Source organism: Anaerovorax odorimutans DSM 5092 (assembly GCF_000426305.1).
Lineage (GTDB): Bacteria > Bacillota > Clostridia > Peptostreptococcales > Anaerovoracaceae > Anaerovorax > Anaerovorax odorimutans.
This window is the reverse complement of sequence record NZ_AUFC01000022.1, coordinates 1-15898: the sequence shown is the minus strand read 5'-3', so window position 1 is coordinate 15898 and position 15898 is coordinate 1. Positions and strand designations below refer to the sequence as shown.

The window sequence follows — 15898 nt, the reverse complement described above, 5'->3', positions numbered from 1 at the left end:
ATTAGCTACTCCAATCTAACTATTGTAATCCATTAATTATTCTTCGCCTTCAAACCATTTAGTAAACAGTTCATCGTACGTACCGTTATCTATCATATTCTGCAATCCTGTGTTGATTTTATCAAGTAGTTCTTTATTACCTTTCTTAACAGCAAATCCATAAGATTCTGCATTTAAAACATCTCCTACAATCTTACATTTACCAGGTTGTTTTTTCAGATATGTTTTACCTACAGGCTGGTCAATTATAACTGCTGAAACATCTCCGTTTATAAGCTGAAGCATACAAGTATCAAATCCGTTTAAAATAACAGCCTCTTTTATTTTACCATCATCATGTAATTCATTTACCTTATCAGCACCTGTTGTACCAATTTGACTTGCCACTTTCATATCTTTTGTCAAATCATCAATACCTTTAATAGTATTATTATCTTCTTTTACAATAACCACAAGACCTGAATCATAGTAAGTATTTGAAAAATCAACTTTTGCCTGACGTTCCGGATCTTCTGCATTCATACCTGCTGTGATTATTTCGGCATTACCTGCTTGTACAGTAGGAATTAAAGCATCAAATTCAAACGCTTTATATTTAACTTTAAATCCTTGATCTTCTCCAATAGCATTCATTAAATCCATATCAAACCCAACAATATTTCCGTCTTCATCTGTTGTATCAAATGGCGGGAATGTAGGTTCAGTTGCCGCAATATACGTAGGGATTTCTGTATTTTTATCTGCAGCTCCATTATCTTTATCTGCATCACCATTATCAGCTGACTCACCACATGCCGCAAAGGAAAATACCATTGCAAGTACTAATAATAATACCAATATTTTTTTATTTTTCATTTCTCTTTCCTTCTTTCTTTAAGAATTTCTTCTTTACATTTTTTGGTATTTCAAGTTTATAATTTAAAACCATTCATTGTATGAATATACATTACATTAGGTTTATATTCAAGGCTTTTTTAAATTTTTATTTCATATTTTAAATATTTTTTATATATTTTAAACCTAAATAAAAGAATAGTTTTTCACTTCATATTTTTTGTTAAATTATCTCTTTTAATAACAAATAATATATATTTATTTTTATCAAATTTTTAATTAAAAATCGCTATTTATGTCACTGATAATTTTATTAATCTTAAATCTTAATGCTTTTATTCATGTTTCCTTAGTAAATTATAATTATATATAACAAAATAATATAAATATACACCAAGAGTTTTAATTTCTTGGTGTATATTTTTTATATCCTATCATTTATTTATATTTGTTTTTCCATTTCATAATTGCCTTCCATAACAAATACTGTTTCTTCGCAAATGTTTGTACCATAATCCGCAATTCTTTCCAAATGAGCTGCAATAAATAAGAACATAATACTTTGTTTTGTCTTTGTAGAATCATTATCTGCTATATCTAAAAGTTCATCATAAATATTTCTGAACATTTCATCAACCTCTTCATCTGCTTTCCAAACTTTTCTGGCAAGTCTCAGATCTTTATTTACAAAAGCATCAATTGCATTTTTTACCATTTTGGCCGCCATATCTGCCATCCTTGGTATATCAATCAATTCTTTCATATATTCTTCATTCTCAAATCTAAGGGTATATTTTGCAATATCTTCACAATGATCCCCTATTCTTTCTAAATCCCTTACCATTTTCATAATTGAAATGCAGTACCTTAAATCACCTGCCAAAGGTTGTTGTGTAGCTAAAAATTTAAGACATTTATCATTAATAGCATCTTCAATGTCATCAATTTGTTCATCATTGTCAATTATGCTTCTAGCTAACTGAGAATCTTTCTCTTCTAAGGATTTAGAAGCATTAATAATTGATTCTTTAACCAATTGTGTCATATCTAAAAGTTCATCTGTAATTACAGATATTTCGTAATCCATTTGTGGTCTCGCCGTCATATTAACCTCCTTAACCAAACCTTCCTGTTATATAATCCTCTGTTTTCTTATCTTTTGGGTTTGAAAAAATTACTTCTGTTTTATCGTTTTCAATAACTTTACCATTTAAGAAAAATGAAGTATAATCTGAAACTCTTCCTGCTTGCTGCATATTATGGGTAACAATTACAATTGTATATTTTTCTGTAAGTTCTTCTAAAAGACCTTCTATTTTTGAAGTTGACACAGGATCAAGGGCTGATGTGGGTTCATCCATAAGTATAACTTCAGGTTCCACTGCAAGACATCTTGCTATACACAGCCTTTGCTGCTGTCCTCCTGAAAGCCCAAGTGCAGATTTATGAAGTCTATCTTTAGTTTCATCCCAGAGGGCTACTTCCTTTAATGTTCTTTCTACTATATAGTCAAGTTTTTCTTTATCTTTAACTCCATGTATTTTAGGTCCATACACAATATTATCATAAATAGTTTTAGGGAATGGATTAGGTTTTTGAAATACCATACCTACACGTTTTCTAAGTTCAATTAAATCATAGTCCTTATTGTATATATCCTTATTATCAAGCTTTATTGTCCCTTCAATACTTACATTAGGTATTAAATCATTCATTCTATTTAATGTTCTTAGGAACGTAGATTTTCCGCAGCCCGAAGGACCGATCAATGCAGTTATTTTATTTTCATAAATCTCCATATCTATATTCATCAATGCCTGAAAGTTTCCATAATATAGATTTAAATTTTTAATTTTAAATTTAGTTTCCATTGTTTCCTCCTAGCCTGCTACTAATAAAGTTTGCCGTAGTGTTAATAATTAATACAATTATAATTAGCAATGCACCTGTAGCAAAAGTCTTCTCTTGAGATAATCCTTCTGAAGACAACATATATAAATGTACTGACATGGTTCTCGTTGAATCAAATAATGAGGTAGGTAATTTTAATGCACCGCCTACAGTAAGCATAACAGCTGCTGTTTCCCCTATAGCTCTTCCAATTCCCAAAATCATGCCGGTTAAAATGCCATTCTTACAGCATGGTATAATTACTTTTACAATAGTCTGCCATTTAGTTGCTCCAAGGGATAAACTTCCTTCTCTATATGACATGGGAACAGTCTTTAAAGACTCCTCTGTAGCTCTTATAAGAGTAGGTAAAATCATAATTGCTAATGTAAGACCTCCCGAAATAACCGACCAACCCATACCAAGAAATACTACGAAAAATGCAAATCCGAATAAACCGAATATAACCGAAGGAATACCTGCAAGTATTTCTGTGAAAAACCGAATAATTTGGACAATTATTCCTTCTTTTGCATATTCGGTATAGTATACAGCTGCTGCAATTCCTATTGGCGTAGAAATTATAATTGCTACCAAGGTAACATATATAGTTCCGACTATAATAGTAAAAATTCCGCCTTCTTTTCCCATCATTTTAGGATCTTGTGTCAAAAATTCCATATTAATATGAGGCAATCCATTTATTAATAAATATCCAACAATTAAAATCAGTGTTGCAAGTGTGAGTAATGCCAAAATACCCAATATTGCATAAAAAATTATATTCTTTATTTTCATTTAATTTCTTTTTCCTCCTAAACCTTTTACACTTAATTGGGCAATAACATTAAGTAGCATAATTATAACAAATAATACTATACCTACTGCAAATAATGCCTTTTGATGAGACGGAGGTGCATAGCTCATCTCCATTGCTATTGTTCCTGTAAGAGTTGCTACAGGATCTAATATGCTTGATGGTACTTTCGCCATGTTGCCAGTAATAAGAAGTACCGCCATGGTTTCACCTATGGCCCTTCCCATCCCTAATATAATCGAAGATATGATCCCTGATTTGGCAGCGGGTATTATGATCTTTAATATAGTTTCCCTCTTATTAGCTCCAAGGGCTAGTGAAGCTTCTTTATATTCTATGGGAACGGCAGCAATAGCATTTTCTGATATACTTACAATAGTAGGAAGAATCATAATTGCTAAAATTATTGCACCTGCTAAAATACTGAAACCTGTAGGAGCTACATTAGGATTAAATTTTTGAAAAATCGGTACTATATAAGTTCTGATAGCTGGAACAAGCACGACCAATCCAAAGAATCCATACACCACAGATGGAATTCCTGCAAGCAATTCTATTGCTGATTTAAAATATTTTGAGAACTTCTTAGGTAAAATTTCTGACAAGAAAATTGCACATGCAATTCCCGTCGGGATTCCTATTATTAAAGATCCAAGAGTTACGGATAAAGTACCTGCAATTAGCGGAAATATACCATATATACCGCTTCCAGGTGACCATTCTGTTCCAAATATAAAATTAATTACACCATAATCAGCTATTACTGAAATACCAGATTGAAATATAAAAACAGTAATTAAAGCAACAGAAATTGTCGCTATCATTGCTGAGATTAATATTAATTTTTCTATTACTTTTTCATATTTTTTCATGAATTCCCCTATTTTCTAATTTACAAATTAAATACTAAGCTGCAAATTTATATACTTAAGATTTTTATATTACCGGAATAAATCCCATCTCTTCAACTAAATGTTGTCCATCTTCACTTAAAATATATTGTATAAATTTTTGTGATTCGGAACTTATTTCATTACCTGCTATATAAATAAACGGTCTTGAAATTTTATATTCTCCATCTATTACATTTTCTCTACTTGGCTCTTTTCCTTCAATGCGAAGTGCCTTTACGCTATCACCCAAAGACCCTAAAGATATATATCCAATGGAATTAGGTGTTTCTGCAACCGCCTTTTTTACAGCTTCAGTTGAATTTTGAATAAGTGCACTTTTAGTAGTTTCGTCAACTTCTTCTCCTGAATTGTTTTTTGTAAGTATGCCTGTTATTTCTGAAAAAGAAGCTCTTGTTCCCGAGCCCATTTCTCTTGTTACAACTATAATAGGAGCATCATTTCCTCCTACTTCTTTCCAATTTTTAATTTCTCCTGTATAAATTTTTTTAATTTGATCAATTGACATATTATCTACATTATTTGAAGAATGAGTTATAACTGCAACACCATCACTTGCAATAATAAACTCTTCTGTAATATAAGAACTTTCCTCATCTTTTACTTCTCTTGATAAAGCTCCTAAATCTGCATTTTTTTGCTGGATTGCTTTAACGCCCTGAGCCGATCCGCCTCCCTTTATTACTATAGATATATTCCTGTTTTTTTTCATAAAGGCTTCAGCTAAAGATTCTGACAACGGCTGTACTGATGTAGAACCTACAATTACAACATTTTTTTCAATATCATTTTGAGTATTTTTCGAATTATCACATCCTGACATGATAGTAAAAGTAAATATACAAATTAAACAGATTACCAATATTTTCTTCAAATTTAATCCTTCTTTCTTTATTAATTTTCTTTTACTTTTTAAATAATAATTAAAAAATGTTAAACATGTATAAAGCAATTGTTAAATTCATGTTAAGTATGTTTCATAAATCTCAATATTTTTATATACATCAACAAAATAAGCAATTTACATAATTAGCAATATTGTCAATTAAACAGACTCGGTTTCTGCAAGTGTTTATTTAATTTTTAAATTATTGTAATATCGAAAGATACTGCACACAAAAAAATACTTCTCCTTATGACAAACAGTTTTTTCTGCTGTCTGCCCTAAGGGGAAGTATTGCTATTTGTTCTTTAATTAATTTTTAAATATAACTGTGAATGTTGATCCTTGACCTAGTTTGCTTTCTACCTTGATTTCTGCTTCAAACAGTGCTGCAATATGTTTTACAATAGCTAGTCCCAAGCCAGTCCCTCCAACCTTGTGAGATCTGGATTTATCAACTCTGTAAAACCTTTCAAATAATCTTGGTATATTTTCCTCTGCTATTCCTATACCTTCATCTTTTACACTTACACGAACTTTTCCATCTATTTTACATGCTGTAACTGTAACTACTCCTCCATCATAAGAGTATTTTACAGCGTTTTCTATTAGGTTCATCATAAGTTGTTTAAATCTGTCATAATTACCGCCAATATATATTTCATATGCAAAATCAGTTTTAACAGTTACACCCTTTGCATCTACAATAGGCATTATTGTTGTTATAGTCTCTTCTATGGCTTCTCTTACATTTATGTCACTATTTGTATTTACCTCTCTTTTATTTTCAATGTCTGAAATAATTAAAATATCTTCTATTAATCTTTTTAATCTGGCCGCTTCAATTGCAATGATATCTAAAAACTTTGTTCTCACTTCAGGGTCTTCTGCCGCTCCATCTTGAAGAGTTTCGACAAAACCTGATATTGATGTTAACGGAGTTTTCAGCTCATGGGTCACATTTGCAACAAATTCTTTTCTAATATTTTCTGCTTTTCGATTCTCCTCCATAGTAATTTCCAGCTGTTTTTCCATTTCATATACAGGCTTCATCAATTTTCCCGCATAGAACATACCAATCAGCACAGCCACTATAGTACCAACCGCCGCATACAGTAATGTACTTTTTATAATAAAATTCCTTATAATCTGTAAACTATTAATCTCCATAGCTACTCTTGTAATTAATACTGTTTCATCATTTTGATTTAATGCTGCTGCAACATATAAAAAACTCTCCTTAAAACTTTTACTTTGACGGTTACTCATTCCTTCACCTGTTTTAAGAGACTCCTGAACTTCTTTTCGCTCTAAATGATTTGAAAGATTTTTATAATCGTCACCAGCCATTGAATCACCAAGAACAACTCCTTTTGGATCAATAAAAGTAATTCTTTGTCCGGTAGACTCAGAGAAAATCTTTGCATAATAACTTAAATCAGGAGTTATATTTTGATCATAATCTTCCTCTATAGTGTTATTTATTAATTTGCAGTAATTCAACAATTCACTGTCTTTTTCTTCAACAAAACTTTTTATATTACTTTTTATCGATAGCACTGTTGTAATAACTACACTAATAATAATTAATGCTACTGAAAATTGTACAACTTTCCTTTTCATTTAATTACTTTTTCTCCCATTTCATTTTATAATAACCTACGGTATTTTATATCCTACTCCTCTTACAGTTTGAATATATTTACCATCGTTATCTTCATCACCAAGCTTCTTTCTAATATATCTTACATGTACATCTACAGTTCTTGTTTCACCGATATACTCAAATCCCCACACTTTATCTAAAAGCTGATTTCTGCTCATTACTATTCCACGATTTTCCGCTAAGGTTTTTAAGAGGTCAAATTCTTTTAAAGTCAAATCTACTTTTTTGCCTCCTAGGCTAACCTCATGTCTTTCTACATCAATCGTCAAATCGTCTATTTGTAATACCCTATTTTCTTTATTTTTAGCCTTTTCATCAGCTTTAGTCATATTTTGAGATTCATATCTTCTAAGTACCGCTTTTATTCTTGCCATAAGCTCACGAACACCAAATGGTTTCGAAATATAATCATCAGCACCAAATTCAAGCCCTAATACTTTATCTATTTCTTCATTCTTTGCAGTTAACATAATAATAGGAGTTTTGTTTCCTTCTGCTCTGAGTTCTTTGCAAATATCATATCCATTTTTTTCAGGCAGCATAATATCAAGTAAAATCAAATCAGGTTTTTCCATACGAGCTAAAGCAAGTCCTGTTTCTCCATCTTCCGCAAAAATACCTTCATATGAATTCTGTGTTAAATTATATAAAACTAATTCTCTAATATTCGGTTCATCTTCTATAACTAATATTTTTTTCATAGCAGTCCCTCCTAATAATCATTATTATATATTGAAAGTTATAAAAAAAACAACCATTTAAATATTTGATTAAAAAAAGAGACAAATAAAATTAAAAAATTTTATTTATCTCTTTAACTTTTATCATTTTTTATATTAATTATAATTTATTCATAATTATGCTTCATAGCAATATCAATTTGTTCTCTGCCATCTTTCCATTTAATTTCTCCAGGTGTTATACAATTAGCAACCGGACAAACATTTAGGCAAAGATGACATCCTACACAATTATCATTAAGAACAGGTCTTCTTCTTTCAGCATCCCAATCAATTGCCTGATGAGCTCCATCATAGCAAGATACATAACATCTTCCGCAACCTATACATTTTTCATCATCAAATTGAGGATAAATTTTAAAATCTCTGTTTAAATCTTCTGCTGGAACAATATTTCCAAGAGCCTTTCCAATAAAGTCATCTAACTTATTATAGCCTCTTTCATCCATCCAATGCATCAAGCCGTTTTTCATATCTTCTACTATTCTGTAACCATATTGCATGATAGCTGTGGTAACTTGTAAATTTCTACATCCTAATAGCAAAAATTCCAATCCATCTCTCCATGTTTCAATTCCACCAATACCGGAAATAGGAATATCTTTTAATTTTTCATTTTGAAGCATCTGAGCAATAAATCTTAAAGCTATAGGCTTACAAGCAGCACCAGAATATCCTGAAATTGAGGATTTCCCATTTACAACCGGCATAGCCGTCATATTTTCAAGGTCTATATTGGTAATGGATTTAATTGTATTAATAGCAGCAATACCCTTAGCTCCACCCTCAATAGCAGCAATAGCAGGTACTTCCATAGAGGTAATATTTGGAGTCATTTTTGCAATAAAAGGAATTTTTGTTGTCTCTGAAACAGCTTTTGAGTATGCTCTTACTAAATCAGGGGAAGAACCAACATCTGAACCCATGGCATGGCTTGTCATTTGAGGACAAGAGAAGTTCCCTTCAATAAGATCCACTCCTGCTTCATCACACATCTTCGCAAGCTTTCTCCATTCCTCGTCATTGCTTCCCATAATTGAGGCTACCATAATTTTATCGGGATAATCTCTTTTCAGCTTATACATATTTTCAAAGTTTACTTCCGTAGGTTTGTCAGAAATTTGTTCCATATTTTTAAAACCAACCCATGGAAGTCCCTCTTTATTCACATTATCAAATCTTGGAGAGCATTCATCAGCAACAAAAATTCCTACAGTTTTATAAAAAACTCCTCCCCAGCCTTCTTCAAATGATTTTGCAACCATTTCATAATTGCTTCCAACAGGTGATGACGAAAGGAAAAAAGGATTTTCACATTTAACACCTAAAAAATCAATTGATAAATCTTTCTTTATTGCCATTTTATTTCACTCCTTTCTTTTCGAAATAGTTCATAATTTCTTCAGCCGCCTTCTTACCTTGTGCAACTGCCTCAACAACGGTGTTTCCACCATTTACAATATCACCTGCTGCAAATATATAGTCGATATTTGTTTTACCATCTTCATCCGCTTCAATAGTTCCCTTTTCAGTAACTTCAATTGGTGCCAGCTTTTTCATATCTTCTGGTGCCTGACCAATAGCAAAAACTACTGTATCAGCGGCAACTTTTGCACTAGACTTTTTATCTCTTCCATCAAAGGTTATAAACTCAACTTTGCCGTCTCCAGTGATTTCAGCAGGGGCAAAATTTGTAGTAATAGTAACTCCTAAGGAAATTGCATATTGAATTTCTTCCATATTTGCAGGAGCTTCCTCTAATGTTCTTCTATAGTAAATAGCAACTTTTTCAGCTCCCAACAATTTTGCAGAAACTGCACAATCCATAGCAACATCTCCGCCGCCGATTACAACTACACTGCTTCCAACATCTAAAGTACCCTTTGACTCTCTTGCATTCTTTAAGAAATCAACTGCAGTAGTTACACCATCTAAATTTTTACCAGGAATATCAGGAATCTTTGCAGCCCATAAACCAGTACCTACAAAAATAGCTTCAAAACCCTTATCCTTTATATCATCTATAGTAAGATCTTCACCAACTTTTGTATTAAATACAAATTCAACGCCTAAGTCTTTTACTTTTTGAATATCCTGATCAACAACATTTTGAGGAAGTCTTGCTGGTGTAATTCCATATGTTAAAACACCTCCTGCTTTTTCTTCTGATTCAAAAATTGTTACTAGATAACCTGATGTAGCAAGTTTAGCTGCACAAGCAAGTGATGCAGGACCGGATCCAATACATGCAACTTTTTCATTCTTTTTATTTTCAGGAGTATTTAATATCTGCATTTTGAAAGCTTCTTCTTGCTCTATGGCAAATCTTTGAAGCCTTCCGATTTCTATTGGTTTATCAATACCGCATCTGCTACAAGCTTCTTCACAAAGTCTATCATATGGACAGACTCTGGCACATGTACCTCCAAGAATATTATTTTCTCTGATTGTTTCTGCTGCACCTTTCACATTTCTAAATCTAATAGATCTTATAAATTTACCAGGATCAGTTCCAGCAGGACATCCTTGGCTACATGGAGCATCATGACATAGTAAACATCTCGCTGCTTCTTCCATAGCTGTTCTAGGAGTAAAACCAGATGCAGCTTCAGAAGTGTAATTATCTTTTCTTACTTTACTCAAATTTTTCAACTCCTTTCGGCTTTCTAAACACCTACTTAATTAAATTAATACAAACTTTTAAAACGCATGTTTTCCTGCTTAATGTATAGAATTTTTAAATCCTATGCTACTTCAGATTAAATAAGTTAAATACACAGGAATATAGCGCTCAATGTGATCCATATGAGAGTTGTTCATACTATTGAATCACCATTTTCCTTTTATAATTCAGATCTTTTGAACAGTTTCAAAAAAATTAGTAATTATATTCTAGCTTGTTCATTTTCTTAATTAAAAATTCAGCTAAGTAAAATATTTGTGGATAATGATTTAAAAGTTGTTTACTATGAAGCTAATTCATTAATTTTCTCTTTAAATAAATAATTTTTCATGTATTTTTCAATTATTTATTTAGCCCTGAAATTATAAAAAGCATGAAACCAGTTTCATACTTTTCATTATACTATACTTTCTGAATAATGCAACACTTTATTTTCAGAATAATTAAAATTACCAGTCTAATCTTAATTTTTTAACAGGGCAGATAAAATTACACAGACCACAGCCTGTACATTTTTCTTTGTCAATTTTAATTATGCCTTCTTCCCTTGTAATAGCCCCATATATACATGAATTCATACAAAGATGACAATTTTCAGCACATTCTTTATCGTCACTATGACAAGTAATAGGTTCAATTTTTATTTCTTCAAAAGATTTCAAATGCTTTAAAGCTTGTCCTCTAATCTCTTTTATATCTTTAATATCGTTTTCATCAAACCATTTTTCCAAATCATTTACAATCTTCGTAATTACATCAAATCCATTTAACATAACGGAAGTTCCTATTTGTACTGCGGATGCACCAAGTGAAATATATTCAAGAGCATTTTTATAATTTTCAATTCCACCTATTCCACATAACGGAATATCAACGGTCTGAGCAATTGTTGCAACACTGGCAAGCCCCAGTGGACGTATGGGTACTCCTGAATAGCCTCCGTAAGTTGGTAGCATTGGTTTCATCGTTTCAATATCAACACCCAGTATACATCTAATAGTATTAATTGCCGAAACACCTGAACCTCCTGCCTTTTTTACTGTCTTTGCCACTTTGGATATATTTGTTGCATTTTGTGAGAGTTTTACCATAACAGGTATTTTAATGTTTTCAACTACTTCTTTTGTCATTTGATAAACTCTGTCAGCATTTGATGCTACTACTTCTAAAGACTCACCCATTGGTGATGATATACTAAGCTCTATGGCATCGGCACCGAATTTTTCCATTTTCATAGCTAAATAGGCAAGCTCAGAAGGTGTATGTGCAGATACACTTGCAATTACAATACTATCTTTACTTTTTGCTATATCCATTTCTCTTTGCCAGCTTTCAACTTGTATATCACTATATAATCTTATATTTTGTGCTCCTGTTCCATTATATGCAATTCTTGGTCTAACATCTAAAAGTGCATCACTTACAATAGTTTCAGTAATTACAGCACCTGCACCTGCTGCTATCCCTTTTCTTATATTTATTCCATCTCTGTTCCAAGGTCCTGCTGCTACGATAATTGGGTTTTTTAACTTTAATCCTAAAAAATTTGTTTTCATTAAAATATCTCTCCAATTCTCTCTTTATGCCCACAAGATTTTCTTATTTTTAGCTTTGACTGTAAAAGAATTTCTCTGGGCTTAATTTGATCTCCATTATCCTTACTATCCATTATATCAAATAATAATCTTGCTCCTACTACACCCATTTTATGCATAGGTTTTGCTATGGTTGTAAGCTTTGGCTCTATCAAATTTGCCATCTGAATATTATCAAAACCAATTACTGCAATTTGCTCAGGCACTTTAACTTCATAATCCTTCATAGCATCAATTGCACCTATTGCCAAAAGATCTGATGAAGCAAAGATGGCCCTTGGTGGTTTTTTCAAATCAATTAATTTTTTTGCTGCAATATATCCTTCTTCTATATTGTTTCCTACTTCTATGATATATTCCGGATTTTCTATTATTTTTTCTTCTTCTAAAGCTTGCTTATATCCTATAAGCTTTCTTTTATTTTCTTGTTCCGGTGTATCCCCATATATAATAGCAATATCTTTATATTTATTTTCTATTAAATGTTTTACTGCTTTATAAGCTCCATTTTGGCAGTCAATTCTAACCAGAGGTACATCTGCGGACATGTATTTATTTTCTCCTATTAAAACTATTGGTATCTCTTGCTTTTTTATATTCATAATATCTTCATGCTCTAAAAGTGATGAAATCAGCACAATACCATCAATACGCCTTTTTATTAATGTATCTATATATTTTCTTTCTTTATCTAATTCATTTTCACCGTTGCATAATAAAGTAGTATAATCCTTTTGATGAGCTACATCTTCTACTCCTTTTGCAATTTCCATATACCCCGGGTTTAAAATATTTGGAATTAATAATCCAATTGTATTCGTCTTATTAAAATTTAGCCCCCTTGCAAACCAGTTGGGGATATATTCTGATTCTTCCATTACTTTTAAAATGTGCTCTTTTGTCTTAGGGGCCACATTCTCGGGATGATTTAAAACCCTTGATACCGTAGCAACTGAAACTCCGGCTTTTCTTGCAATTTCTTTTATATTCATTTTTCGTACCCATATCTCTATATTATTTTAGTCTAATGATATTATAATAGCGAAAAACTCACTATTTTAATTGTTTTATAGCTCTTTTTAATTTAACATTATATGTCCTTTCCTAATTATTCAGAATATTTTACATTTTATTTTTAATTATGTCATCATAAAGTTGATTTTTCAAGTAAAATATTATAATTATTTTACGTTACTAGTTTCATTTTAACATAAATGAGCAACTAAGACTTATGCCCATAACTGCTAATCATCTTTATATATATAAAATAAGGTCAACTTAACATTATAATATGCTAAGTTGACCTGCTTTATCAAAATTATTTAGGTTCAGTATATTCCTTTGCTTGGTTACTGTCACAAATTCCCTTAGTAGTAGGATCAATTAAAATGCCTAAAGCGACTAAAATGTTTAATCCTACTGCTACAAACTGCATTATTATATCTTCAGAAACAGGTGAAGTTAATCCTAAAATACCTAATATCTGATAGACAAATGAAACGCTGCAAGTTATTAATGCTAATAATACTGCTTTATTTTTGAACCTAAGTTTCCAATTAATATTATTCACTTATCGTCAATCTCCTTTCTTAGATCACAACTGTACGCTAATAATGAAAGAAGTTTTTATAAATAGTAAATATTTCCTTAATACACTTTTTTACACATTCAATTTTTCGAAAATTTCTTTACCATATTTATATCCTAAAATATAATTTATAGTTCCAAGTTGAAAATGCTGTTCTTTTACCGGTAACAACATTCTCTCAAATAAAAATTCCGCATATTTATAGTTTTCTAAATATGACATTGTATTAGCCTCAAAACCATACTTTTCTTTTACTTTTTTAAAATTATTTGAATGTTTACTGGGAATTGGTAAGTCTTTAATATAAGGTTCAGGATTTACTGTTTTTCCATCTGCAATAACTTCAAAATGCAAATGTTGAGCAGTACTGTAGCCTGTATTTCCCATATGACCAATAATCTGACCTGCCGCTACATTGTCACCTTTACTAACTTTACAATCAGCTAAATGCTGGCTTCTTGTCATAATATTAGAGCCATGATCGATTAAAACCTGATTTCCCCTTGCAGAATTAAAGGATGAAAGAAGAACTTTTCCCCCAAGACAAGCAAAAATAGGTTCTTGAAAAAACTTAACCTTATCTATAGGAGAAATATCTAAACCCGGATGGAATGTTGCTTTTTTTTTAGTTATAGGATCGATTCTATATGCGTATCTGCTTGTTATCCTTGTTGTTTCACAAGGTCTATATTGAAACTGCATATTTCACCTTCTTTCCCTTCTCCTATAATATGATAAATAAATTCAAAATGTCCTAAAATTTTATAATATATTAAAATAAAGGCTATATCCTCTTATATTTATAATTAGTAGTTATTATGTATTCTCTTCTTTTTTCTTCTTTTATTTTCTCTTTCTCTTCTTTGCACTTATTAAAATATTCTATGCCCTTTTTGCAATTACACTGACAGCCCGGCGTTCTCTGTTCACAGCCTAAACACGGTGATTTTTTTTTCATTATTCAGCACCCCATTTTTATATAATTTTTTTATATTTATGAAGCTATTACTCCGCTCTTTTTACTATTACTATTAAATAATATGCTTATGTATACATAAAATTTGCCCTAAGATTATTACAATATTTTTTATTCTATATACTATTTAAATCGTAATTATCCACTGGTATCTGTGTATATTTATTCCGCCTAGAATCCTGTAAATTCAACATATCTTTTCTCTATTCGACATTTTAACAACAATGTTATCCACAAAGCATGTTAATTAAAATAACTAATCTTTAAGCTTAGTGTTAAACATTTTAATACTACTTGAATATATTAATATTAAAAACAAATGGAGGTTTTATAATGGAAATAAATCAATTGAATATTGGTATGCAAGTTCCTGAATTTGTTGCAAGTTCTACCATGGGACCAATCAGAATGTCGGATTATAAGGGTAAATGGCTAGTATTTTTTTCACATCCCGGAGATTTTACTCCAGTATGTACAACTGAATTCATTGCTTTTTCCAATGCTTATCCGCAATTTGAAGAAAGAAATGCACAATTACTGGGACATAGCATCGATAGTAATCCATCACATCTTGCATGGGTTTATGATATTTACTTAAAAACCGGTATAACTGTACCTTTCCCCATTATCTCTGACAGGAGCGGAGATATTGCCAGAGCATACGGTATGTTTGCACCGGATATTACAACTCAAGAAACAATAAGAAATGTTTATATAATTGATCCTCGTCAAACAATAAGAGCAATATTAATTTATCCTGCTACAAATGGGCGAAACATTCAAGAAATATTAAGATTATTAATAGCAATTCAAACTACAGATGAATATAAAGTTCTTACACCAGCTGACTGGGAACCAGGTCAACCTGTATTAGTGCCACCATCTATGACATATAACAATTTATTGACAAGAGAAGATAATGCTGAGGAAATAGGACTTGACTGTATAGATTGGTACTGGTGTTACAAACAACCTTTTAATGAAAATGAGACTGAATAATTTTTATAACTATAATTTAAAAATATATCACCAATTACATTAATACCGTAGTTGGTGATACTTTTATGTAAATTTCCATTTAAAATAATAAGAACATAAATAAATCCCTTGATTAATTAAAAAAATTAGTTTAATATTAATAATGTACACTATTAAAAATCACATGCGGGTGTAGTTCAATGGCAGAACACCAGCTTCCCAAGCTGGATACGAGGGTTCGATTCCCTTCACCCGCTCCAGAGAACCTCTTTTTAAAGAGGTTTTTTTAATTTGGGAATCGAACCCGAAAGGGCATCGCACGTTAAGAAAATCATCG

Annotated in this window: 16 protein-coding genes and 1 tRNA gene; 2 read left to right on the top strand and 15 right to left on the bottom strand. The window is 31.3% G+C overall.

The window, feature by feature from the left end; all coding sequences use genetic code 11:
• Nucleotides 1-36: 36 nt before the first annotated feature.
• The 15 genes from K292_RS0109065 to K292_RS18615 form a co-directional block, all read right to left on the bottom strand.
• Entirely contained in the window at nt 37-855 is an 819-nt protein-coding gene (locus K292_RS0109065) for a basic amino acid ABC transporter substrate-binding protein (RefSeq protein WP_027399570.1), read from the bottom strand.
• A gap of 421 nt (nt 856-1276) precedes the next feature.
• On the bottom strand, nt 1277-1939 hold the full coding sequence (phoU, locus tag K292_RS0109060; RefSeq protein WP_027399569.1) for a phosphate signaling complex protein PhoU: 663 nt from the start codon (nt 1937-1939) through the stop codon (nt 1277-1279).
• 10 nt (nt 1940-1949) lie between these two features.
• The gene (gene pstB / locus K292_RS0109055) at nt 1950-2705 is read right to left on the bottom strand and encodes a phosphate ABC transporter ATP-binding protein PstB (protein ID WP_027399568.1); all 756 of its coding nucleotides are present in this window, start codon (nt 2703-2705) and stop codon (nt 1950-1952) included.
• Nucleotides 2695-3522, bottom strand: coding sequence for a phosphate ABC transporter permease PstA (gene pstA / locus K292_RS0109050; protein ID WP_027399567.1), 828 nt, complete (start codon nt 3520-3522; stop codon nt 2695-2697). Before pstA ends, pstB begins: the two co-directional genes overlap by 11 nt.
• Entirely contained in the window at nt 3523-4413 is an 891-nt protein-coding gene (pstC, locus tag K292_RS0109045) for a phosphate ABC transporter permease subunit PstC (protein ID WP_027399566.1), read from the bottom strand.
• Nucleotides 4414-4477: 64 nt separating this feature from the next.
• Nucleotides 4478-5326 (bottom strand): phosphate ABC transporter substrate-binding protein, encoded by an 849-nt coding sequence (locus K292_RS0109040; protein ID WP_051280576.1) that lies wholly within the window; start codon nt 5324-5326, stop codon nt 4478-4480.
• Nucleotides 5327-5647: 321 nt separating this feature from the next.
• Nucleotides 5648-6958, bottom strand: a complete 1311-nt coding sequence (locus K292_RS17880) for a sensor histidine kinase (RefSeq protein ID WP_051280575.1) — start codon at nt 6956-6958, stop codon at nt 5648-5650.
• Between the two features lie 36 nt (nt 6959-6994).
• Nucleotides 6995-7702: a response regulator transcription factor gene (locus K292_RS0109030; RefSeq protein ID WP_027399563.1), complete on the bottom strand. Its 708-nt coding sequence runs from the start codon at nt 7700-7702 to the stop codon at nt 6995-6997.
• A gap of 146 nt (nt 7703-7848) precedes the next feature.
• Nucleotides 7849-9102, bottom strand: a complete 1254-nt coding sequence (preA, locus tag K292_RS0109025) for an NAD-dependent dihydropyrimidine dehydrogenase subunit PreA (RefSeq protein ID WP_027399562.1) — start codon at nt 9100-9102, stop codon at nt 7849-7851.
• Nucleotide 9103: 1 nt separating this feature from the next.
• On the bottom strand, nt 9104-10384 hold the full coding sequence (locus K292_RS0109020; RefSeq protein WP_027399561.1) for an NAD(P)-dependent oxidoreductase: 1281 nt from the start codon (nt 10382-10384) through the stop codon (nt 9104-9106).
• Nucleotides 10385-10873: 489 nt separating this feature from the next.
• On the bottom strand, nt 10874-11980 hold the full coding sequence (locus K292_RS0109015; protein WP_037372921.1) for a 4Fe-4S binding protein: 1107 nt from the start codon (nt 11978-11980) through the stop codon (nt 10874-10876).
• Complete coding sequence (locus K292_RS0109010; protein ID WP_037372919.1) at nt 11980-13011, bottom strand: LacI family DNA-binding transcriptional regulator; 1032 nt, start codon at nt 13009-13011, stop codon at nt 11980-11982. Before K292_RS0109010 ends, K292_RS0109015 begins: the two co-directional genes overlap by 1 nt.
• A 326-nt stretch (nt 13012-13337) precedes the next feature.
• The gene (locus K292_RS0109005) at nt 13338-13589 is read right to left on the bottom strand and encodes a phage holin (RefSeq protein ID WP_027399558.1); all 252 of its coding nucleotides are present in this window, start codon (nt 13587-13589) and stop codon (nt 13338-13340) included.
• A gap of 90 nt (nt 13590-13679) precedes the next feature.
• Nucleotides 13680-14309 (bottom strand): M23 family metallopeptidase, encoded by a 630-nt coding sequence (locus K292_RS19295; protein ID WP_027399557.1) that lies wholly within the window; start codon nt 14307-14309, stop codon nt 13680-13682.
• An 82-nt stretch (nt 14310-14391) separates the two neighbouring features.
• Complete coding sequence (locus tag K292_RS18615; RefSeq protein WP_156900508.1) at nt 14392-14565, bottom strand: hypothetical protein; 174 nt, start codon at nt 14563-14565, stop codon at nt 14392-14394.
• Between the two features lie 351 nt (nt 14566-14916).
• On the opposite strand from K292_RS18615, the gene K292_RS0108990 reads away from it, so the two are divergent.
• Together K292_RS0108990 and K292_RS0108985 are read left to right on the top strand one after the other, a co-directional pair.
• The gene (locus K292_RS0108990; protein WP_027399556.1) at nt 14917-15582 is read left to right on the top strand and encodes a peroxiredoxin; all 666 of its coding nucleotides are present in this window, start codon (nt 14917-14919) and stop codon (nt 15580-15582) included.
• A 165-nt stretch (nt 15583-15747) separates the two neighbouring features.
• Nucleotides 15748-15821, top strand: a tRNA-Gly gene (locus K292_RS0108985).
• Nucleotides 15822-15898: the final 77 nt, after the last annotated feature.